This is a genomic window from Actinoplanes siamensis (assembly GCF_016862395.1).
GTDB lineage: Bacteria > Actinomycetota > Actinomycetes > Mycobacteriales > Micromonosporaceae > Actinoplanes > Actinoplanes siamensis.
In genome coordinates this window covers 101,072-120,995 of the sequence record NZ_BOMW01000026.1, presented here as the reverse complement: position 1 = coordinate 120,995, position 19,924 = coordinate 101,072, and the positions used below count along the sequence as shown (strand labels likewise).

The following is a 19,924-nucleotide window of genomic DNA, read 5'->3' as shown; positions in this document are numbered from 1 at the left end:
CCGTCACCGGGCACGCGAGGCGCCCGGTGACGGCCGGAGGGTCAGAGAACCCAGGACTCCAGCGGGCCCCGGGCGAAGTAGAGCACGAAGAGCACGGCCACCCCGTACAGGATCGGGTGGATCTCTCGCGCTTTTCCGGTGGCGGCCTTCAGGACGACGTACGAGATGATGCCGGCCCCGATGCCGTTCGAGATCGAGTACGTGAACGGCATCAGCGTGACGGTCAGGAACGCCGGCACCGCGATGGTCCAGTCCGACCAGTCGATCTGCCGCACCGCTGTCATCATCAGGAAACCGACCACCACGAGCGCGGTCGACGCCGCCTCGAACGGCACCACCTGCACCAGCGGCGCGAAGAACACGGCCAGCAGGAACAGCGCGCCGGTGACCAGGTTCGCCACGCCGGTGCGGGCGCCCTCACCGACACCCGAGGCGCTCTCCACGAAGGAGGTGTTGCTGGACACGCTGGCCGCGCCACCGGCGGCCGCGGCGATCGAGTCGACGAGCAGGATCTCCCGCGTACGCGGCGGCATGCCCTCCTCGTCCAGCATCTCGCCCTCCTGGCCGACCGCCACCATCGTGCCCATGGTGTCGAAGAAGTCCGCCACCAGCAGGGTGAAGACGAACATCAGCGCGACCAGCCAGCCGGCGTGCTGCCACGAGCCGAGCACGTTGAAGTGCCCGAGCAGCGACAGGTCGGGGGTGTCGACGATCTTCTCCGGCATCTTCGGCACGTTCAGCGACCAGCCGTGCGGGTTGGTGACGACCGAGCCGACGCCGGTGATCGCCTCCACCACGATGGCCAGCACCGTGGTGCCCAGGATGCCGATCAGGATCGCGCCCTTGATCTTGCGGACGAACAGCACCAGCGTGAACAGCAGGCCGATCGCGAAGACCAGGGTCGGCCAGGTGAGCAGCTTGCCGCCCAGGCCCAGCTCGACCGGGACGGTGGTGTTCGAGGCGTCCGGCACCCGGTGCACGAAGCCCGAGTCGACCAGGCCGATGATCATCAGGAACAGGCCGATGCCCACGCCGATCGCGGTCTTCAGCTGCGTCGGCACCGCCTTGAAGACCGCCGTGCGCAGACCGGTCAGCACCAGCAGGCCGATCAGCAGGCCCTCGATCACCACCAGGCCCATCGCGTCGGCCCAGGTCATCTGGGGCGCGATCTCGTACGCCACGAGCGCGTTCACACCGAGGCCGGCGGCCAGCGCGAGCGGGAACCGGGCCACCACGCCCATCAGGATGGTCATCACGCCGGCGACCAGCGCGGTGCCCGCGGCCAGCGCGGCCAGCGGCAGGTGGGCACCCTTCTGGTCGGCGCCCCCGGCCAGGATCAGCGGGTTCAGGACGACGATGTACGCCATCGTGAAGAACGTGACGAAGCCGCCACGGACCTCCCGGCTCACCGTTGAGCCGCGCTTGGTTATCTCGAAGAAGCGGTCGAAACCGTTACGCGGCGCGGCGGTCTCTGCAGCTGTGGACATGCTGGCCCTTCCGGGTGGCACAGTGAACGACGCGCGCATGCTTTCAGATGGGATGACCTCGGCAAAAGCGCTGTGATGTTACAACTCTCACGTCCTGCGCCGAGACGTTCCGTAATGGCCTTACCCTGTCGGGGTGAGTGACCTGTCTCCCGCCACCCGGGCTGACGATCCACCCGCTGGTCTGACCGTGGTGACCGGGACCAAGCCGCGCCCGGAACCGCTGGACCCGCCGATGGTCCCGTTCGCGCTCGGCGGCCTGGCCGCGTTCGCCGTGGCCGCGCTCGTCTGCCTGCTGGCCGGCGCGCCCGACCAGTGGCTCGAGACCTGTGTGGCCGGCTTCCTGGTGGGCATCCCAGGACTGATCACGATGATCGTGCACGACCGGAACCGGAAGCGGCGCCGGGCGCTCTCGCACCCGGAGTTCCGTGCCTCCTAGCTGTGGCCGTAGTCCTCGGCGGGCTCGCCGGACTCGACCGAGCCGTGACCACGGCTGACCGCGACCGTCTCCACCTCGCTGTCGTCGTAGACCGTGGGCAGCTCCTCGACCGGCTGCTCGGGGGCGGCCAGCAGCGCCTCGGAGTGCGCGCCGCAGCCGTGGTCGGCGCTCACCGCGCGGCCGTCGTCGGGAGCGTAGAGGTTGCCGCAGACGCCGAACATCTGCCGCAGTGAACCGGCCAGCGGCAGGTAGAAACCGCAGGTCCCGCAACGGGCGTTACGCGGCGCGGCGGTGGCGATCGGAGCCTCCGGACCGGCGTCGCCGTCATACCACCGCTGGGCCGTCTCGATCCGGCCCTCCTGCGACATCACCCGGGACCGGCCCAGGCCCAGCTCCCAGGAGACCTCCTCGACCGCCGCGTCGTCGCTGAGCACATAGCCCGGGGTCAGCCGGTCGTCGTCCGGCGCGGTCGGCATGAGATCGCCGACGCCCAGGTCACCGGGCTGGACCCGCTCGTTCCACGGGACCCAGCCGGGGGCGAGCAGCGCGTCCGGACCGGGCAGCAGCACGGTCTCGCAGATCGTCACGTGGCGGCTGCGGGGCACCCGGGTCACCGTGACGGCCCAGCGCCAGCCGCGATAACCGGCCAGGTGCGACTCGAAGAAGTGAGTAACGACACGGTCGCCCTCGGCCACGGCTTCCAGATGCTCGCCGATGTCCGCCGGGTCCACATCGGTGATCGCGCCACGGGCCACCCCGACGGCATCGGCACAGACCTGGTCGAGTCGGGCGGCGCGAGAGGTGGTCCTGGAGGTCACCCGCCCATTGTTGCCTACCGAACCCCACCGCTCGCAACGACTCCCCATTTACCTGTGGACAACGACTCCCATTTACCTGTGGACGCAGACCGACGAAGGTCGCCCGGATCAGTCAGGATGGTTCCCATGCCGCTGCTTCCCACTCTCGGACGCGCCGTCGGCACCGGCGTCAGGGCGGTGCGCGTGCTGGTGCGTGGCTCGATGCGCGGGGGCGCCTGGGCCACCCGGCGGGTCGGCGCCGTCCGCGCCCGCGGCGCCGCCAACGAGATCGGCATGATCCGGCTCTTCGACCTGCACGCGGTCTCCTGCGCCGGCGACGCCCTGATCGCCATCGGGCTGGCCGGCACGATCTTCAGCGTCCCGCTCGGCGAGGCACGCAGCAAGGTCGGGCTCTACCTGCTGATCACCATGGTCCCGTTCGCGTTGCTGGCGCCGGTGGTCGGTCCGTTGCTCGACCACTTCCGGCACGGCCGGCGCTACGCCCTGGCGGTCACCATGCTCGGCCGGGCCTTCCTGGCCTACGTGATGTCCGACAACCTGCTCGGCTGGGGTCTCTATCCGGCGGCCTTCGGCGTGCTCGCGCTCTCCCGGGCCTACGGGGTGGCCCGGTCGGCAGCCGTGCCCCGGCTGCTCCCCGACGGTGTCGGGCTGTCCCAGGTGGGCGCGCGGGCCAGCGTCTACGGCACGTTCGCCGGCGCCGTGGTGGCCCCGATCGGCCTGCTCGCCTTCAAATTCGGCCCACAGTGGCCGCTGCGGGTGGCCACGATCATCTTCATCGTCGGCATGGTGGTGTCGCTGCGCCTGCCCCCGCGCGCCGACTCCGACCCGCCGGAGGCCATGCCGCGCGCCTGGCGCACCGTGCTCGGCCTGGGCCGCGGCTCGGACCGCCCGCTCTCCGGCCGCCTGGTCCTCGCCACCCTGATCGGCAGCGCCGGCCTGCGCCTGCTCTACGGTTTCCTGCTGCTCTTCACAACCTTCGCGATCATGGCCGGTGACGTCGGCACCTCGCTCCTCGGCTGGGAGCTCGGCAAGGGCACCGCTGTCGGCGTGGTCGGCGGTGCGCTCGCGCTCGGCACCTTCCTCTCCACCGCCGCCGGCACCGGCCTGCGCATCCGCCGCCCGCTCGCCCTGCAGTCCGGCGGGCTGGTGGTGACCGCCGGCGTGGCGATCTTCGCCACGGTCTTCTGCAACCTCGCCACGATCGCCTTGCTGGCCCTGGTCACCGCCGTCTTCAGCGGCATCGCCAAGCTCGCGGTCGACGCCAGCATCCAGGAGCGGGTGCCCGAGCGGCTCCGGGCGACCGCTTTCGCCCACTCGGAGACGGTGCTGATGCTGGCCTGGGTGGCCGGCGGCGGCATCGGTCTGATCCCGCTCGCCGGGCGGCTGGGGGTGGCGCTGGCCGCGGTGCTCGCGGTGGTCGCGGCCGGGCGGGCCGGCTGGTCGGCCGCGCGGCTGCGCGACGAGCGCCTCGCGGGCCGCCCGGACAATTCCGCGGGAGACGCCACCGCTTCCGGCCCTGCCGATTCCGGTCCGGGCCGCGACGCCCCTTCCGGTACGACGTCAGCCCGCCCCCACCCGTCATCCCCGGACGGATCGCGCCCGGCCACGTCCGGCTCACCGGATACCTCGCACGCCGGCTCCGCCGGCTCCTCGCGCGCCGACGACTCCGCCCGGTCCGGCGATTCCTCGCGGTACCCGGGCGCCACCGGGGCCGGCGGCTCTTCCGGGCCCGGCGGCTCCTCGCGTCCGGGCGGCTCCTCCCGGACCGGCGGCTCCTCCCGGACCGGCGACGAGGACGTGTTCTACGAGGCGGCCGACCCGTGGCCGGACGCCCCGACGGTCCCCGACCAACCGGGCCACAATCCGCCCGCGCAGCGCCGCCCCGCCGGGTCCACCGGCACCCGCGACTTCGATCCCGAGGCCGGCTGCCGCCCGGAGCGCCCGGCCGGCGACCGGAAGCTGGACACCACCCTGGTCGACGAAGCGCCCGCCCGGGGCTGGTGGAGCCGCCGCAGGAGCAAGGCCACGAAGAAGCCCGCCAGCCCGCCGCCACCCGCGCCCGCGGACGAGCCGACGCGCCGATTCGACCCGCCCACCGCGGAGCCGACACGCCAGTTCGACCCGCCCACCGCGGAGCCGAAGCGCCGATTCGATCCGCCTACCGGGGAGCGTCCGGGCCGGGGCGACACCGAGCGGGGCTCCGCGCCACCGGGGTACCACGTCTACCGGCCGTCCTCCGCCGCGTGGAACGGCGACACCGAGAGCGGTGCGGACGCGTGACCCCGTACCCGCTCCTGGCAGTCACCGCGGTGCCCGCCGAAGCCGGCGCCCTCCGCGCGGTCCTGGACCCGGCGCTGGTCGCCGTCGAGGCGGTGGGCGTCGGCCCGGCCGCGGCAGCCTCCGGAACCGCCCGCCTGCTCGCGCGGGGCGACTACCGCGCGGTGGTCAGCGTCGGCATCGCCGGCGGCTTCGCCGGCCGGGCCGAGATCGGCGCAACGGTCCTGGCGACCCGCACGATCGCCGCCGACCTGGGCGCGGAGTCCCCGGACGGCTTCCTGCCGATCGAGGAACTGGGCTTCGGCAGCAGCCTGCTGGAGACCGACCCGGCGCTGCGCGAGGCCCTGGCCGCCGCCCTCCCCCAGGCGATCACCGGCGACATCCTCACGCTGAGCACGGTGACCGGCACCGCCGGGACGGCCGCTCGCCTCGGGACCCGGTTCCCGCGGGCGGTCGCCGAGGCGATGGAGGGCTACGGCGTGGCGGTCGCCGCCGCGGGCGCCGCTGTGCCCTTCGCCGAACTCCGCACCATCTCCAACGCGATCGGCCCCCGGGACCGCGCCGCCTGGCAGCTGCCCGAGGCGTTCGCCGCTCTCCGGGCGGCCGCCCCCGCCCTGCAGTCCCTGCCCTGACCGTCGAATTCGACGGATCCGCCGGACGCTCCGGCGGTCGACCGACGTGCCGGGAGCGCGGAAGGCGGCCGGGCAGATCGATCGCCCGCCGGCGCGCCGGCGTTCGCTGCCCGGCGCCGGACTCACAAGAAGATGAATTCTTTTACATGAATCTGTTGCTGTTGATGATCGAGCCCGGCATGCTGCGCTGACGAGAGTATGACGTACGTCGCTGAATCGACGTCGAACGTCGCTGACGGCTGAGCGAGGCACGATGAACGAGATCAGCGCCGGGCAACGGGTACGTCTGATCGCTGCCGGCTATGCCGCCCAGGGGCTCGGGTACGCAGCGGTCGTCACCGCGCTACCCGCGTTCAAGGAGCGGCAGGCCCTCAGCGACGCCGTCGTGTCCACGATCCTGCTGCTCGTGTGCGTCGCCGCGGCCGGCGGCTCGATCGTGGCCGACCAGGTCGCCGCGCGCCGGGGCAGCCGGTACGCCCTGGCCGCCGGCCTGTTCCTGGTCGGGGGTGGACTGGCCGCCACCACCTTCGGCACCCCGAACGTCGTCTTCGTCGCGGTCCTGCTGCTCTACGGGATCGGGCTGGGCACTGTGGACGCCTCGCTCAGCATGCAGGGCGTGCTGGTCCAGGCCCGCCTCGGCCGCAGGGTGATGAGCCGGCTGTTCGCCGCGTACACCGCCGCCGCCGTCGGCGCCGCCCTGCTCACCTCGCTGGCGCTGGCGGTCGGCGGCGGCGCGTCGATCGCGGTGGGCGCCGCGGCCGGCTTCGCGGTGCTGATCGGTGTCGCCGGCTGGCGCTTCTTCGAGCCGGCCCGCACCGAACGCTCCAGCGTGGTGCACGAGACGGGCGGGCGGGCGGTCCGCCGCGTCGTCTGGACCTGCGGGATGCTGATCTTCACAGCCTTCCTGGTCGACTCCGCGGTCAGCACGTGGAGCTCGGTCTACCTCAAGGACTCGCTCGCCGCCGCGGCCTCGGTGGCCCCGCTCGGCTACGCCGCCTACCAAGCGACGGTGCTGGTCAGCCGCCTGATCGCGGATCACCTGGCGCAGCGTGCCGGCCGGGTCACGATGGCCCTCGGCGCGCTCGCCGCCTGCGGGACCGGCTGCGTCCTGGTCGTCCTGCTGCCCTCGGCCGGCGCCGCGATCGCCGGCTTCGCGATAGCCGGCATCGGGGTCGGTGTGCTGGTTCCGCTCGCCTTCAGCGCCGCCGGCGAGTCCGCCGGGGGGAGCAGCGACGAGGTCGTCGCCCGGGTCAACCTCTTCAACTACGGCGGCGCCCTGCTCGGCGCGGTCCTCCTGGGCGCCCTCTCCGAACCGGTCGGTCTCCGGGCCGCCTTCCTCGTCCCGGTGCTCGGCGTCCTTCTCACCCTGCCCCTGGCCCGACGCCTGAACCACCTCGCCGCCGGAAGCCGAACCCTCCACCCCACCTCCTGAAACATACTTGTCCACAGGTTGTGCACACCCGACGCGGCCGGCTCGCCGGCGGCCAGCCCAGGGGTCCCTCGACGGGTCCGAGAGACCCCTGGCTGCCAGCCGGCCCGCGGCGGCGCGCTGCGGGCTGGAGTAGGCAGCGCCTCGCGGACCCGGCGCGGGGTGCGGCGGGTGCGCGGCACAGCGGGCCGGCGGGATGGAGGTGGTTAGGCTTGGCGGGTGCCAAGGCTGGTCGATCGTGACGTGCGCCGGGGGGAACTGCTCGCGGCGACCTGGCGGGTGGTCCGGGCCCGTGGGGTCGAGGGGACCACGACCAGGGCCATCGCCGATGAGGCCGGGTGTTCGCTGAGCGTGCTGGCGCACTTCCTCGGCGGCAAGGACGACATCCTGGTGGCCGCGCAGAAGGCGGTCTACGACCGGATCGTGGAACGGGCCTTCCGGATCGGCGGGGAACTGTTCGGGCTGGCCGCTCTCCGCGCCGCGCTCGACGCGGTGCTGCCCCTGGACGACGAGCGGGCCGCGGACGCGCATGTCAATGTGGCCTTCGCCGGGGCGGCGCTGTCGCATCCCCGGCTGGCGGAGTCGCGGCGGGAGTCGCACCGGGCGATCCGGGCGCATCTGCGCACCTGCCTGCGGGAGGCCCGGGAGCTGCGGGAGCTCCGCGACGGTGTGGCGGACGAGGCGGTCATCGACGACTTCATCATCCTGGTGGAGGGCAGCACGCTGCTCGGCCTGGTGGACGGCTGGGCCGAGGAGGGCCGGGCGGAGCGCCTGACCCGCCTCGCCGACAACTTCGTCAACCAGCTCGGGAAGTGACCCCGGGTCACCGGGTCGGCTGGGACGCGATCCGGGTCGCGGTGCCAGTACCAGGAGTCTCTCGGCTCGGGAGGTGACCTCGGGTCACCGGGTGGACTGGGACGCGATCAGGTCTCGGTACCAGTACCAGGAGTCCTTGCGAGTGCGGACGAGCGTCTCCCGGTCCACGTGAACCAGTCCGAAACGCTCGTCGTACCCCGCCGCCCACTCGAAGTTGTCGAAGGCGGACCAGACGTAGAAGCCCTCCACCCGTACCCCCGCATCGATCGCCTCGACCACCGCCCGCAGGTGGGCGTCCAGATAGGCGATGCGGCGGGGATCCTCGACGCGGCCCGCGGGGCCGGGCGGCGTGTCGTGGAACGACGCGCCGTTCTCCGTGACGATCACCGGCGGCAGCGCGGGATAGCGGTCCCGGAGCGCGACCAGGATCTCGGTGAGCGCGGACGGCACGATCGCCCAGCCGAAGTCGGTGCGCTCGTCGCTTTTCACAGGCACCGGGCAAAACGGCATCCCGTCCGGGATGTCCACCTCCAGCACCCCGGAATAGTCCTTGCCGGCCCGGGGCGCCTCGACGGCCGTCGGCTCGTAGAAGTTGACGCCGTAGAAGTCCAGGCGGGCGCCGATCAGCTCCAGGTCGCGGTCCAGCTGCGCGCCGGCGACGCCGACGCCGGCCCGGATCATCTCGTCCGGGTAGTCGCCGAGCAGGATCGGGTCGGAGAACGTCCAGTTCGTCAGGGTGCGGAACATCTCCGCCGCGGACACGTCCGCCGGGTCACCGCCCGCCGGGTACACCGGGAAGTGCTGGTTGGCGATGCCGATCGCGCCGGCGTCGTGGGTCCGCAGCACCTGCACGGCGAGCCCGTGCGCGAGCAGCTGGTGGTGCGCGACCGGCAGCGCCGCCAGGCCCAGGCCGCGGCCCGGGGCGTGGTCGGTGAGCGCGTACCCGTAGAGGGTCTGGACGTTCATCTCGTTCATGGTGATCCAGTCCCGGACCCGGTCCCCGAGACGCAGCACCACGGCGCCGGCGTGGTCGGCGAGCCGGTGCGCGGTGTCCCGGTTCAGCCACCCGCCCCGGTCCTCCAGGTCCTGCGGCAGGTCCCAGTGGTAGAGCGTGGGCACCGGCCGGACCCCGGCGGCGAGCAGCTCGTCGACCAGCCGATCGTAGAAGTCCAGCGAGGCCAGCGCCCGTGGCCAGGAGACGGAGAACCGGTAGTCGCGCGCCCCGGACTCGGCGATGTGCGTGACGTCCTCGGCGTACCGGTGATAGTGGTCGATGGCGACCCGGCCGTGCTCCCCGTGCCGGACCGTCCCGGGCCGCGCCGTGAAGGTGTCCCAGATGCTCGGCCCCTTGCCGCCGGCGTCCCAGGCGCCCTCGATCTGATAGGCCGACGTCGCCATGCCGAACCGGAAGCCGGGCGGGAATCGCATGGATGATCCTTTCAGGACAGCGCCTGGAGTCGCGGCAGACAGGCCAGCGCGAGCAGCGCGATGGCGGCGGTGAGCAGGTAGAGGACCGGATAGCCGCCGAGCCGGGTGACGACCGGCGCGGCGACCACCGGGGCGAGCAGCTGCGGCAGGGTGCCGGCGACGTTGGCGACGCCGAGCATGGTGGCCCGGGTCCCGGCGTCCGGCAGCACCTGCGTGAGCACCGCCAGGTCGACCGCGACGTAGGCTCCCCAGCCCGCCCCGACCAGCACCGACGCCACGATCACCACGGCGGCCACCGGGACCAGCGCCATCAGCACGGTCCCGGCGGCCAGGATCACCGCGGCGGCCGCGACGAAGATCCGGCGGCGTTCCCAGCGGTCCGACAGCACCCCGCCGGCGAACCCGAGGACGCCTGCGAACAGCACGTTCACCACGGTCAGGAGGAGCACCCAGGTGGCCGTGTCGGCGACACCTACCTGATCGGACAGATAGTAGAAGAGGTAGACCAGGACCAGCGCGTTCACCAGGTTGAGCAGGAATCGGATCAGCCACGCCCAGGCGAACTGGGCTCCGGGCCGCACCCACCGGGCGCGCGGCCGCCCGGCCGCGTGGGCCGGCTCGCGGTGGGTCAGCAGCAGGGCGGCGCCCAGAGCCGGCACCGCCACGGCCACCGCGACGTAGCCGGTCGCGCCGGGCCCGACGACTGCCAGCGCGGTGCCGAGGACCACTCCGGCGATCTGCGCGACGCCGAACAGCGCGCCGACCGTCCCGCGCTGCCGCTGCGGAACCCGGTCCCCGATCATCGCCGCCAGCGCGGCGAGCGGCCCGTTCAGTCCGGTCTGGACCAGCGCCCAGCCGGCGATCATGACCGGGCGTGAGCCGGCGGCCGACAGGACCAGCAGGCCGGCGACGCCGATCACGGTGCCGGCCACGAAGATCGGCCGCCGGGAGCCCATCCGGTCCGAGATGGCGCCCCACAGCGGGTTGGCGACCAGCGAGGCCGCCGCCCCGATCGCGGTGACCAGGGCGAGCAGCGACTCCTTACCGTCGGCGCCGGCCAGCCGGGCGGCCTGCTCGGGCAGCAGGATCTGGATCGGCCCGAACCAGCCCGCCGCCACCCCGATCATGGCCAGCGCGTACGCGGCCATCCACCGGGTCCGGACCGGCGCCTCGGTGATCGTCATGAGCGAGCTTTCTCCCACATCGTCACGTAGGCCTCGGCTCCGCTCATGAGTTGCCTGGTCAGTACGGCCTTGTCGGCGCCCGCCTGGTTGGTCAGGTCGGTGATCCAGTCGGCGTACAGGCCGTACTGGGCGACGCCGTCGGTGTTCAGGTCGAACGTGCGCGTGCCCCAGACCTGCCGGGCCACGGTGGCGCCGTTCACCGCGGTGAACGGGTAGGTGAGCGGGCTGGATCCGGCGTTCAGGCGCGGCTCGGCCTGCGTGCCGAGGCCGTTCACGTCGGTGCCGACGCCGTACCCGGTGATCTTCGAACCGTTGCGGAGGGCCTTGTTGGCCCGCCATTCGTCGAGGAACGTCGGGGTTCCGGAGCCGTCGTCGGTGGCGGCGAAGGCGTACGAGGCGACGAACCCGCCGACCCCGAGCACCCGGTCGACCAGGGCCCGGTCGGCCCAGGTGTGCACCGAGGTGACCCCGGCGTAACCGGCCTGCTCGGCCAGGTCCAGCACGGCCGAGGCGGTCTTCACGCCCATGTGGTCGATGTGGATGATCATGCCGCGATCCATCATCTTCCGGATCAGGTACGTCCCCAGCGTGGTGAGCCCGCGGACGTTGCAGATCCGGCCGCTCGGGTACACCGGGAGGATCGTGCCGGCCGGCAGGCCCACGCCCAGCGAGAGCAGCTTCGCCAGGTCGTCGCTGACCAGTGGCTGCTCGTTGTCGGACGGGCCGGTGCAGGTGGTCGCCTGCCACCAGTGTCCGGTGGAGAGCAGGTTGCCGACGTTCACCGCGGCGCCGGTGACGCCCCCGTCGAAGCGGGTGCCGCCGAACGCGTTGTCGAACTTGTGCACCGGGTAGAAGCCGCTGACGCCCATGCTCTGCAGTTCGTCGAGGCCCCGGTCGACGTCCGCGGTGGTGCACTGCGGCACGTCCTGGACCTCCCGGCAGCCGAAGATCTCCGAGTTCTCCACGCCGATGGTGACCGCCAGCTTGCCCTGGGCGGCGATCGACCGTACCTGCGCCGGGGTGGTTGCCAAGCGGAACCACCCACGGCCCGGACCTCCGCTGCGGGCATCGATGTAGTCCTGCATCTTCCCCAGGTAGGTGGACTGCGCGCGGATCTGGTCCATCTCGTCGCAGGAGGTGTGCCGCAGGGTCAGACCGCAGATCACCCGGTTCGCCACCAACAGCACGTTGAGCACCCGCTGGCCGGACTGCCAGGCCCGTTCCAGGCTGCGGAAGTACGACGCCTCGTGCAGCATCGTGTCGCTCTGCGGCCAGTCGGTGAACGACGGCCAGCCCTGCTCGGACGAGTTGATCGGATCGGTGCCCGCGATGATCGCCTCGAGCAGCGCGCCCCAGCCGAGCGTGGCGTGCGAGGGGCAGCCGGCGAGGGCGACCGGGGCGCCGCCGGGCGCGTACGCGTCGCCGCAGTGCAGCGATCCGCCGAACGCCTCGGCCGCGGTGATGTGCGCGTGCGCGTCGATCCAGCCGACCAGCTTGCCGCCGGTGTCGACGGCCGGACCGGGCGTGCCGGTCACCCCGGTGGCGATGTCCGGGACGGCCGCACATCCGGTGGCCGCGGTGAGCTTCATGGTCGCGCTTCCGGCGCCCAGGCCGCCGAGGTACGACCCCATCTGCTGCCCCGTGGCGGTGGAGACGAGCCGGTACTGCCCGGACGAGGAGCTGACCGTCCAGTCGGCGCGGTCCCCGTACGCGTCGCCGGCCCACACCCAGCCGAGCGTGCTCTGGTACGGCGGCGCGCCGGTGTGGTCGCGGAGCAGGTAGCGCCCGAGCTGAGTGGCCTCGAAGCGGAACGGCTCGGCCTTCGACGCGGTGCCGGTGAAGCCGTAGCCGACCGAGTCCTTGAACACGTAGCCGAGCGAGGCGGATTCGTTGAACGCCTGGAGGGTGACGCACGCGCCCTCCAGGTCGTAGGCAGGCGTCCAGGTCGCCGCCGCTTCGGCGGGCGCGGACAGCCCGCCGACGAGGCTCAGCACCAGGAAGCCCGGGAGCAGTTTGCGACCCACGGGGCACCCCCTTGGTAGATCAAATGATCTGACAAGGCGGAGTGTAGAAATTCACACCCGGATTGAGCCAGAGGTGAATGTGAATATTCTTCCTGACCGGCACACATGGTGTGGCGAACTGGACAAGCAGGCCGCCGGGCGTCCTGCCCGGCACGGGGATAGCGTTGTCACGTGACGCTCTCCCTCGCGGTCTCGCCCTGCCCGAACGACACGTTCGTCTTCCACGCCCTGATCCACGGTCTGGTCGGCGGCGCCCCCGCTGTCGATCTGACCTTCGCGGACGTCGACGTGACCAACACCGCCGCCGAGCGCGGCGAGTTCGACCTGGTCAAGGTGAGTTATGCGGCGCTGCCGTGGCTGCTCGACAAGTACGATCTGCTGCCCTGCGGGGGCGCGCTGGGCCGCGGCTGCGGTCCGCTGGTGCTGACCCGGGACGCGCGCGCCGACCTGACCGGCGCGACCGTGGCGGTGCCCGGCGACCGGACCACGGCGTACCTGCTGATGCGCCTGTGGTCGGCCGAGCAGCCGCCGGCGAGGATCGAGGTGGTCCCGTTCCACCAGATCATGCCCGGGGTGGCCGACGGGACGTACGACGCCGGCCTGGTCATCCACGAGGCCCGGTTCACCTACCAGCGGTACGGCCTGACCGCCCTGGCCGACCTCGGCGAGTGGTGGGAGTCGGACACCGGCCTGCCCATCCCGCTCGGCGCGATCCTGGCGAAGAAGGGCACCGTCGACCCGGATCAGGCCGCCGGGTGGATCCGCGAGTCGCTGCGCAAGGGCTGGCTCGACCCGGCCGCCAGTCAGGAGTTCATCCTGGCCAACGCGCAGGAGATGGAGCCCTCCGTGGTGCGGCAGCACATCGAGCTCTACGTCAACGAGTTCACCCTGAACCTGGGCAGGGACGGACTCGCCGCCGCCGACGCCCTGCTCGGGCGCGCGGCGGCGGCGGGCCTGACGCCTGCTGTGCCGTCCCTGGTCTCCTAGGAGGCCCTGTCGAACTCGTCGGCGATCGCGTGCAGCAACTGCGCGATCTTCTGCGCCGCTTTCTTGTCCGGGTAACGCCCGCGCTGGAGCGTGGGCTGCACCGAGGTCTCCAGCACCTTGATCATGTCCTCGATCATGCTGGCCGTCTCCTCCGCCGGCCGGCGGCGCGCCTCGGCGTCCCGGGCCGCCAGGGACGGCGGCGCGTCCAGCAGCTTCACGCCGAGGGCCTGGGCGCCCTTGCGGCTGTCCACCACACCGAACTCGATCCGCTGTCCCGTTTTCAGGTCGGTGACCCCCGCCGGCAGCGCACCCTTGGGCAGGAACACGTCTCCGCCCTCATCACTGGTGACGAATCCGAATCCCTTCGTCGCGTCGTACCACTTCACTCGACCCGTGGGCACCGCTGACCTCAACTTCACTCAATGGACACAACTGCTCACGGGGAGCCTATCCAGCCGAGGGCCCGGACCCAACTGCAATCTCGTTCAGGAGTGCCGGGAAACTGGTCAAGTCGGACAAGACGTACGAGGCTCCGGCATCCCGGAGGTCCTCGGCCGAACACGGTCCGGTGACCACGCCGATGCCCGGCACCCCGGCCGTGCGGGCGGCGACCATGTCCGCCACGTGGTCGCCGACGTACCACCGCACGCCATGCTCCACCAGGGCGGTCGCCTTGCCCTCGGCGAACAGGTCACCGGCCAGCCCGTCGGCCCGCATGCCCAGATGGTCGAGATGCAACCGGGCCAGCCGGCCCAGTTTCGAGGTGACCACCACGACGCGCAGCCCGGCCGAGCGGACCGCGGCGAGCGCCTCGACGGCTCCCGCGGTCGGCAGCGCCGGCCGGATCGCGTGCTCGGGGTAGAGCGCCCGGTAGGTGGTGACCGCGTCCTCGATCTCCTCGGCCGGGAACCAGTGGCGCAATTCGTCCCGCAGCGGCGGGCCGAGCCGGGAGACGGCCAGATCGGCGTCCACGTGGACGCCGGTCCGCGCGGTGAGCGCCCGGTACGCCTCCCGGATCCCCGGCCGGGAGTCGATCAAGGTCATGTCCAGGTCGAAGCCGACCGCCGGAACCACTACTGACCGTGCGACTCGTGGTAGCGCAGGCTCTCGACCGGAAGCGGGAAGATCTGGTCGTCACCGAACGGCGACGGGGCGGCAGCCCGGTCGGAGATCAGCTCGGAGACGTGGATCTGACCCTTCATGTCGACGCCCCGCGCCGAGCCGCCCCTGGTCTTCGACACGTCGGTGCCCGGCAGCTTGCCCTCTGACGCCACGTTCGGTCCTCCTCTGATCGAGGTCCGGCCACGCCCGGACCCGCCACCATCGTCCCATGAACGTTAGCGTTGAAGACGATGGCCACCACATTTGCGGATCAACTCCGGTCGCTGCCCGACGAGGCGCTGGGCGCGCTCCTCCAGCTGCGCCCGGACCTGGTCGTTCCGGTGCCCGCCGACATCTCGGCGCTGGCCGTGCGCGCGCAGTCGCGCGGCTCGGTCGCCCGCTGCCTGGACGGGCTGGACGAGTTCACCCTCACCATCCTCGACGCGGCCCGGGTCACCCGCGCCGCCGACACCGCCCTCACCTCGCTGGACGCCATCCTGGAACTGGCCACCGGGGTGGCCGAGGACGACGTACGGGTGGCGGTCGACCGCCTCCGGGTGCGTTTCCTGCTGCACGGCCCGCCGGAGGCGCTGCACGTGGTCGGCGCGGTCGACGAGGTCACCTCGGCGTACCCGGCCGGTCTCGGCCGCCCCGCCGACTACCTGGACGCGCATGCCGCCGCCCTGGTCGCCGACCGCGCCAAGCTGCGCCGCACGGTGCTGGCCGCCCCGCCGGGCGCCCGAGCCGTGCTGGACCGCCTCGCCGCCGGCCCCCCGGTCGGCGCGCTGAGCCGCAACGAGGTCGCCGAGCCGGTCCGCTGGCTCGTCGACCAGCACATCCTGGTGCCGATCTCGGAGGCCGGCCGCGCGCCCCGCCCGGACGGCGACCTGGTCGAGCTGCCCCGCGAGGTGGGGCTGCTGCTGCGGCGCGACACCGGGCCGCTGGGCCCGCTGCGGCCGTTCCCGCCGATCCCGGACGCGACGACCCGCGACGTCAAGGCGGTCGACTCGGCCGGCGCCGGGCAGACCATGGAGGCGGTACGCGCGGTCGAGTCGCTGCTGGAGGCCCTCGCCGCCGAGCCGGCCCCGGTGCTGAAGACCGGCGGGCTCGGTGTGCGCGACCTGAAACGGCTGGCCCGGGCGGCCGGCGTGGACGAGCCGGGCGCGGCGCTGCTGGTCGAGGTGGCCTACGCGGCCGGGCTGCTCGGCGAGTCGGAGACCTCGGTGCACCGGTCGCCCGGCGCGGTTCAGGAGATCTTCCTGCCCACCGGGGCGTACGACCTGTGGCGCGCGGCCGGCATGGCACAACGCTGGAGCGTGCTGGCCCGGGCCTGGCTGACCATGACCCGCCAGCCGGGACTGGTCGGCAAGCGGGACGACAAGGACCGGCCGATCAACGCGCTGGCCCCGGACGCCGAGCGGGCCGGGGCGCCGCAGGCCCGGCGGGAGGCCCTGGACACGCTCGCCGACCTGGAGCCGGGCGCCGCGCCGGCCGTCGACGACCTGCTCGCGCTGCTGGCCTGGCAGGCGCCGCGGCGGGCGCGCGGGCGGGAGATCGGGCACCGGGACGGGTACACCGGGGCGGCGCTGCTCGGGATCACCGGGTTGGGCGCGCTCACGTCGTACGCCCGCCTGCTGCTCACCGACCCGGAGACCGCCGGGAGCGACCCGCTCGGTCTCCACCCGGAGGAGTCCCCCGCGGACGCCGTCCGCGCGCTCGATCATCTGTTGCCGGCGCCGGTCGACCACATCCTGGTGCAGGCCGACCTGACAGTGGTGGTGCCCGGCCCGCCGGAGCCGGAACTCGCCGGCGAGCTGGACGTGGTCGCCGAGCCGGAGTCGGTCGGCGGCGCCAGCGTCTTCCGGGTCACCCCGGCCAGCGTGCGGCGGGCGCTGGACGTCGGCCACACCGCGGCCGACCTGCACGCGCTGTTCCGCCGCCGGTCGCGCACCCCGGTCCCGCAGACCCTGGAATATCTGATCGACGACGCCGCCCGCAAGCACGGTGGGCTGCGCAGCGGCTCGGCCGGTTCCTACCTGCGCAGCGACGACGAGGCGCTGATCGCCGAGGTGCTCAGCGACAAGCGGGTGACCGGTCTGGACCTGCGCCGGATCGCGCCGACCGTGCTGGTCAGCCCACGCCCGGTGGCCCGGCTGCTGGGCGCGCTGCGCGAGGCCGGCTTCGCGCCGGTGGCCGAGGACGCCGGTGGCGCCGCCGTGCTCACCAGGCCCAAGGCGCGGCGGGCCCCGTCCCGGACGCCGCGGATCGCCGAGCCGTCCGGTCCGCCGACGTTGTTCGGCCCGCGCCTGGCCGGCGTGGTGGAGCAGCTGCGACGCGGCGACATCGCGACCCGCGCGGCACGGCGGGCGCCGGTCACCGTGCGCGCCGCGCACGGCCAGGCCGGACCCGGCCTGACCGCGGTGCAGCAGCACAGCCAGGCGATGGCGGTGCTGCAGCAGGCGGTCCGGGACCGGGCCAAGGTCTGGGTGGGGTACGTCGACTCGCACGGCGCCACGCTGTCCCGCCTGGTCCGCCCGGTCTCGCTGAGCGCCGGCTACCTGCGCGCCGAGGACGAGCGGGGCGAGAGCCTGCACACGTTCGCCCTGCACCGCATCACGGCGGCGGTCACCGAGGAGTGAGACCCACCGCCGGGCCGTGTACGCCCCCCGTCGCGTCACGACCCGGCCGGATGGATACACGCCTGATCGCACAGAAACGTCGCGCCCGATTTCCGTGGCAGACTGGAGGGTCGCCTTTGCAACGGAGGATGTGCGTGAACGGCGGACCGCTGATCGTGCAGTCGGACAAGACCCTGCTCCTGGAAGTCGACCACCCGGACGCCCAGGCCTGCCGGATGGCCATCGCACCGTTCGCCGAGCTGGAGCGCTCGCCGGAGCACGTGCACACGTACCGGTTGACCCCGCTCGGCCTGTGGAACTCGCGCGCCGCCGGCCACGACGCGGAGAGCGTGGTGGACGCGCTGATCAAGTTCTCGCGGTACCCGGTGCCGCACGCGCTGCTGGTCGACGTCGCCGAGACGATGGACCGTTACGGGCGGCTGCAGCTGCTCAACGACCCGGTGCACGGCCTGGTCCTGCGCGGGCTCGACAAGATCGTGCTGCTCGAGGTCGCCAGGTCGAAGAAGCTGGCCGGCATGCTCGGCGCCCGGATCGACGACGAGAACATCGCGGTGCACCCGTCCGAGCGCGGCCGGCTCAAGCAGGCGCTGCTCAAGCTCGGCTGGCCGGCCGAGGACCTGGCCGGTTACGTGGACGGCGAGGCGCACGCCATCGACCTGGCCGAGGACGGCTGGAAACTGCGCTCCTACCAGCAGGAGGCGGTGGACGGCTTCTGGGCCGGCGGCTCCGGCGTGGTGGTGCTGCCCTGCGGCGCGGGCAAGACGCTGGTCGGCGCGGCCGCGATGGCCACGGCGAAGGCCACCACACTGATCCTGGTGACCAACACGGTCGCCGGGCGGCAGTGGAAGCGTGAGCTGATCGCGCGCACCTCGCTCACCGAGCAGGAGATCGGGGAGTACAGCGGCGAGCGCAAGGAGATCCGGCCGGTCACCATCGCGACGTACCAGGTGCTCACCTCGCGCCGCGGCGGCGCCTTCACCCACCTCGACCTGTTCGGCGCCCGGGACTGGGGACTGGTCATCTACGACGAGGTGCACCTGCTGCCGGCGCCGATCTTCCGCTTCACCGCGGACCTGCAGGCCCGCCGCCGGCTCGGCCTGACCGCGACGCTGGTCCGGGAGGACGGCCGCGAGGGCGACGTCTTCTCGCTGATCGGGCCGAAGCGTTACGACGCCCCGTGGAAGGACATCGAGGCACAGGGCTGGATCGCCCCGGCCGAGTGCGTCGAGGTGCGGGTCACGCTGACCGAGGCGGAGCGGATGTCGTACGCGGTGACGGACGCCGAGGAGCGGTACAAGGTGGCCGCCACCGCCCGCACCAAGCTGCCGGTGGTGAAGGCGCTGGTCGACCGGCACCCGACCGAGCAGGTGCTGGTCATCGGCGGTTTCCTGGATCAGTTGCACACCCTCGGCGAGTTCCTGGACGCCCCGATCGTGGAGGGATCGACGACCAACAGGGAACGCGAGCGCCTGTTCGACGCGTTCCGCGCGGGATCGCTGCGCACCCTGGTGATCTCCAAGGTCGGCAACTTCTCGATCGACCTGCCCGAGGCCGCGGTGGCGATCCAGGTGTCCGGCACGTTCGGCTCCCGGCAGGAGGAGGCGCAGCGTCTCGGCCGGGTGCTGCGGCCCAAGGCGGACGGGCGGCAGGCGCACTTCTACACCGTGGTGTCCCGGGACACCATCGACACCGAGTACGCCACGCACCGCCAGCGGTTCCTGGCCGAGCAGGGCTACGCCTACCGGATCGTGGACGCGGACGACGTGCTCGGCCCGCCGCTCCCCCAGGTGGACTAGGAGTGCCGCTCCGGGACCGGCGGCCTGGTCACGCTGGGCGCCGGTTCGGAGCTGTCGCCCCGGGCCAGCGCGAGTCCGAAGCAGAGCAAGAGCAGCACGGCCACGGCCGCGACAGCCGCGATGATCCAGCCGAGCCGCTTCGCGTTCCCGCGGGCCGGCGCGGAGAACGGCGGCGTCGCGGCGTACGGCGGCGGCGCGGCTGCCCCGAACGGCGGCGCGGCCGCCGCGTACGGCTGCTGATTGACCGCGGGCGGCGGGCCGGCCTCTTCGTAGGCCGCCGCCGCGACCACGTCCGGGCTGCCCAGCCGCTCCAGGATCTCCAGCAGCTCCCCCTCCGACCGCACGTTGCGCTCGGTCCGCTCGGTCTCGATGTGCGCGGCCAGGTCGGCCAGCAGCTCCCGGCGCTGCAGCAGCGGCAGGCCGCTCAGGCGCCGGTCCACCTCGTGCAGGTACTCACCGACCACGTCGGTCTGGTTGGGCTTCATGCGATCTCACCGGTTCCCACGAGACGGTCGACGGTCTGACGGAACGACACCCACTCGGTGCGGAAGTGCGCTAGCGCGGACCGCCCGGCCGGGGTGAGGCTGTAGTAGCGCCGGGGCGGGCCGCTCGGCGACTCGGCCCACTTGCTGTCCAGCATGCCGCCGCGGCGCAGCCGGGACAGCAACGGATAGATCGTCCCCTCGGTCGCGGCGAGCGACTGCTCCTCGGCGAGCCGCCGGACGATCTCGGTGCCGTAGCGATCCTCGAGCTCCACCATCGCGAGCACGCAGAACTCCAGCGTCCCGCGCCGCAGACCGGAGGCCAACTGCGCTGCTTCTGCCATGTGCGACAGAGTACCTTGCGGCGCAAGGTACTTCCACAGCCGCG

Annotated in this window: 17 protein-coding genes and 1 pseudogene; 8 read left to right on the top strand and 10 right to left on the bottom strand. The window is 72.7% G+C overall.

Annotated features, from left to right (window positions below):
- Positions 1-41 precede the first annotated feature (41 nt).
- Positions 42-1,487: an NCS2 family permease gene (locus tag Asi03nite_RS14325; protein ID WP_203680009.1), complete on the bottom strand. Its 1,446-nt coding sequence runs from the start codon at positions 1,485-1,487 to the stop codon at positions 42-44.
- 232 nt (positions 1,488-1,719) lie between these two features.
- Between Asi03nite_RS14325 and Asi03nite_RS14320 the strand changes: the two genes are divergently transcribed.
- Positions 1,720-1,923, top strand: a complete 204-nt coding sequence (locus Asi03nite_RS14320) for a DUF2530 domain-containing protein (protein WP_203680130.1) — start codon at positions 1,720-1,722, stop codon at positions 1,921-1,923.
- On the opposite strand, the gene Asi03nite_RS14315 is transcribed toward Asi03nite_RS14320, so the two are convergent.
- Complete coding sequence (locus tag Asi03nite_RS14315; RefSeq protein ID WP_203680008.1) at positions 1,920-2,789, bottom strand: DUF3027 domain-containing protein; 870 nt, start codon at positions 2,787-2,789, stop codon at positions 1,920-1,922. The genes Asi03nite_RS14320 and Asi03nite_RS14315 overlap by 4 nt on opposite strands.
- A 69-nt stretch (positions 2,790-2,858) precedes the next feature.
- Between Asi03nite_RS14315 and Asi03nite_RS38900 the strand changes: the two are divergent.
- The 4 genes and pseudogenes from Asi03nite_RS38900 to Asi03nite_RS14295 form a co-directional block, all read left to right on the top strand.
- Positions 2,859-4,307, top strand: a pseudogene (locus tag Asi03nite_RS38900) (MFS transporter); the annotation flags it as partial.
- A 710-nt stretch (positions 4,308-5,017) separates the two neighbouring features.
- A complete protein-coding gene (locus Asi03nite_RS14305; RefSeq protein ID WP_203680007.1) occupies positions 5,018-5,650 on the top strand; it encodes a futalosine hydrolase in 633 nt (210 codons plus the stop codon).
- 253 nt (positions 5,651-5,903) lie between these two features.
- On the top strand, positions 5,904-7,082 hold the full coding sequence (locus Asi03nite_RS14300) for an MFS transporter (protein WP_203680006.1): 1,179 nt from the start codon (positions 5,904-5,906) through the stop codon (positions 7,080-7,082).
- Between the two features lie 216 nt (positions 7,083-7,298).
- Positions 7,299-7,895 (top strand): TetR/AcrR family transcriptional regulator, encoded by a 597-nt coding sequence (locus tag Asi03nite_RS14295; RefSeq protein WP_203680005.1) that lies wholly within the window; start codon positions 7,299-7,301, stop codon positions 7,893-7,895.
- Between the two features lie 84 nt (positions 7,896-7,979).
- Here Asi03nite_RS14295 and Asi03nite_RS14290 read toward each other — a convergent pair whose 3' ends face one another.
- Genes Asi03nite_RS14290 through Asi03nite_RS14280 form a run of 3 tightly spaced genes read right to left on the bottom strand, consistent with a single transcriptional unit; the run spans position 7,980 to position 12,531 of the window.
- On the bottom strand, positions 7,980-9,323 hold the full coding sequence (locus tag Asi03nite_RS14290) for a GH1 family beta-glucosidase (RefSeq protein WP_203680004.1): 1,344 nt from the start codon (positions 9,321-9,323) through the stop codon (positions 7,980-7,982).
- Between the two features lie 11 nt (positions 9,324-9,334).
- Positions 9,335-10,507 carry an MFS transporter gene (locus tag Asi03nite_RS14285; protein ID WP_203680002.1) on the bottom strand — a complete coding sequence of 391 codons (1,173 nt, stop codon included), beginning with the start codon at positions 10,505-10,507 and terminating at the stop codon, positions 9,335-9,337.
- On the bottom strand, positions 10,504-12,531 hold the full coding sequence (locus Asi03nite_RS14280; RefSeq protein WP_203680000.1) for an amidohydrolase family protein: 2,028 nt from the start codon (positions 12,529-12,531) through the stop codon (positions 10,504-10,506). The genes Asi03nite_RS14285 and Asi03nite_RS14280 overlap by 4 nt, the downstream gene beginning before the upstream one ends.
- 171 nt (positions 12,532-12,702) lie before the next feature.
- On the opposite strand from Asi03nite_RS14280, the gene Asi03nite_RS14275 reads away from it, so the two are divergent.
- A complete protein-coding gene (locus tag Asi03nite_RS14275; protein WP_203679998.1) occupies positions 12,703-13,518 on the top strand; it encodes a 1,4-dihydroxy-6-naphtoate synthase in 816 nt (271 codons plus the stop codon).
- Here the strand turns inward: Asi03nite_RS14275 and Asi03nite_RS14270 are convergent.
- Genes Asi03nite_RS14270 through Asi03nite_RS14260 form a run of 3 tightly spaced genes read right to left on the bottom strand, consistent with a single transcriptional unit; the run spans position 13,515 to position 14,792 of the window.
- Positions 13,515-13,919 carry a cold-shock protein gene (locus Asi03nite_RS14270; RefSeq protein WP_203679996.1) on the bottom strand — a complete coding sequence of 135 codons (405 nt, stop codon included), beginning with the start codon at positions 13,917-13,919 and terminating at the stop codon, positions 13,515-13,517. The genes Asi03nite_RS14275 and Asi03nite_RS14270 overlap by 4 nt on opposite strands.
- Before the next feature lie 46 nt (positions 13,920-13,965).
- Positions 13,966-14,592 (bottom strand): HAD family hydrolase, encoded by a 627-nt coding sequence (locus Asi03nite_RS14265; RefSeq protein ID WP_275409391.1) that lies wholly within the window; start codon positions 14,590-14,592, stop codon positions 13,966-13,968.
- Entirely contained in the window at positions 14,592-14,792 is a 201-nt protein-coding gene (locus Asi03nite_RS14260) for a hypothetical protein (RefSeq protein WP_203679992.1), read from the bottom strand. The genes Asi03nite_RS14265 and Asi03nite_RS14260 overlap by 1 nt, the downstream gene beginning before the upstream one ends.
- Positions 14,793-14,870: 78 nt before the next feature.
- Between Asi03nite_RS14260 and Asi03nite_RS14255 the strand changes: the two genes are divergently transcribed.
- Both Asi03nite_RS14255 and Asi03nite_RS14250 read left to right on the top strand, forming a co-directional pair.
- Positions 14,871-17,258, top strand: coding sequence for a helicase-associated domain-containing protein (locus Asi03nite_RS14255; RefSeq protein WP_203679990.1), 2,388 nt, complete (start codon positions 14,871-14,873; stop codon positions 17,256-17,258).
- A gap of 134 nt (positions 17,259-17,392) precedes the next feature.
- Positions 17,393-19,054: a DNA repair helicase XPB gene (locus Asi03nite_RS14250; RefSeq protein WP_203679987.1), complete on the top strand. Its 1,662-nt coding sequence runs from the start codon at positions 17,393-17,395 to the stop codon at positions 19,052-19,054.
- Here Asi03nite_RS14250 and Asi03nite_RS14245 read toward each other — a convergent pair.
- Both Asi03nite_RS14245 and Asi03nite_RS14240 read right to left on the bottom strand, forming a co-directional pair.
- Complete coding sequence (locus Asi03nite_RS14245) at positions 19,051-19,539, bottom strand: HAAS signaling domain-containing protein (protein WP_203679986.1); 489 nt, start codon at positions 19,537-19,539, stop codon at positions 19,051-19,053. The genes Asi03nite_RS14250 and Asi03nite_RS14245 overlap by 4 nt on opposite strands.
- Positions 19,536-19,880, bottom strand: coding sequence for a PadR family transcriptional regulator (locus Asi03nite_RS14240; RefSeq protein ID WP_203679984.1), 345 nt, complete (start codon positions 19,878-19,880; stop codon positions 19,536-19,538). Before Asi03nite_RS14240 ends, Asi03nite_RS14245 begins: the two co-directional genes overlap by 4 nt.
- Positions 19,881-19,924: the final 44 nt, after the last annotated feature.

Coding starts and splice junctions, on each gene's coding strand:
- Asi03nite_RS14325 (WP_203680009.1), bottom strand. CDS start 1,487: ATGTCCACAGCTGCAGAGACCGCCGCGCCGCGTAACGGTTTCGACCGC.
- Asi03nite_RS14320 (WP_203680130.1), top strand. CDS start 1,720: ATGGTCCCGTTCGCGCTCGGCGGCCTGGCCGCGTTCGCCGTGGCCGCG.
- Asi03nite_RS14315 (WP_203680008.1), bottom strand. CDS start 2,789: ATGGGGAGTCGTTGCGAGCGGTGGGGTTCGGTAGGCAACAATGGGCGG.
- Asi03nite_RS14300 (WP_203680006.1), top strand. CDS start 5,904: ATGAACGAGATCAGCGCCGGGCAACGGGTACGTCTGATCGCTGCCGGC.
- Asi03nite_RS14290 (WP_203680004.1), bottom strand. CDS start 9,323: ATGCGATTCCCGCCCGGCTTCCGGTTCGGCATGGCGACGTCGGCCTAT.
- Asi03nite_RS14285 (WP_203680002.1), bottom strand. CDS start 10,507: ATGACGATCACCGAGGCGCCGGTCCGGACCCGGTGGATGGCCGCGTAC.
- Asi03nite_RS14255 (WP_203679990.1), top strand. CDS start 14,871: ATGGCCACCACATTTGCGGATCAACTCCGGTCGCTGCCCGACGAGGCG.
- Asi03nite_RS14245 (WP_203679986.1), bottom strand. CDS start 19,539: ATGAAGCCCAACCAGACCGACGTGGTCGGTGAGTACCTGCACGAGGTG.
- Asi03nite_RS14240 (WP_203679984.1), bottom strand. CDS start 19,880: ATGGCAGAAGCAGCGCAGTTGGCCTCCGGTCTGCGGCGCGGGACGCTG.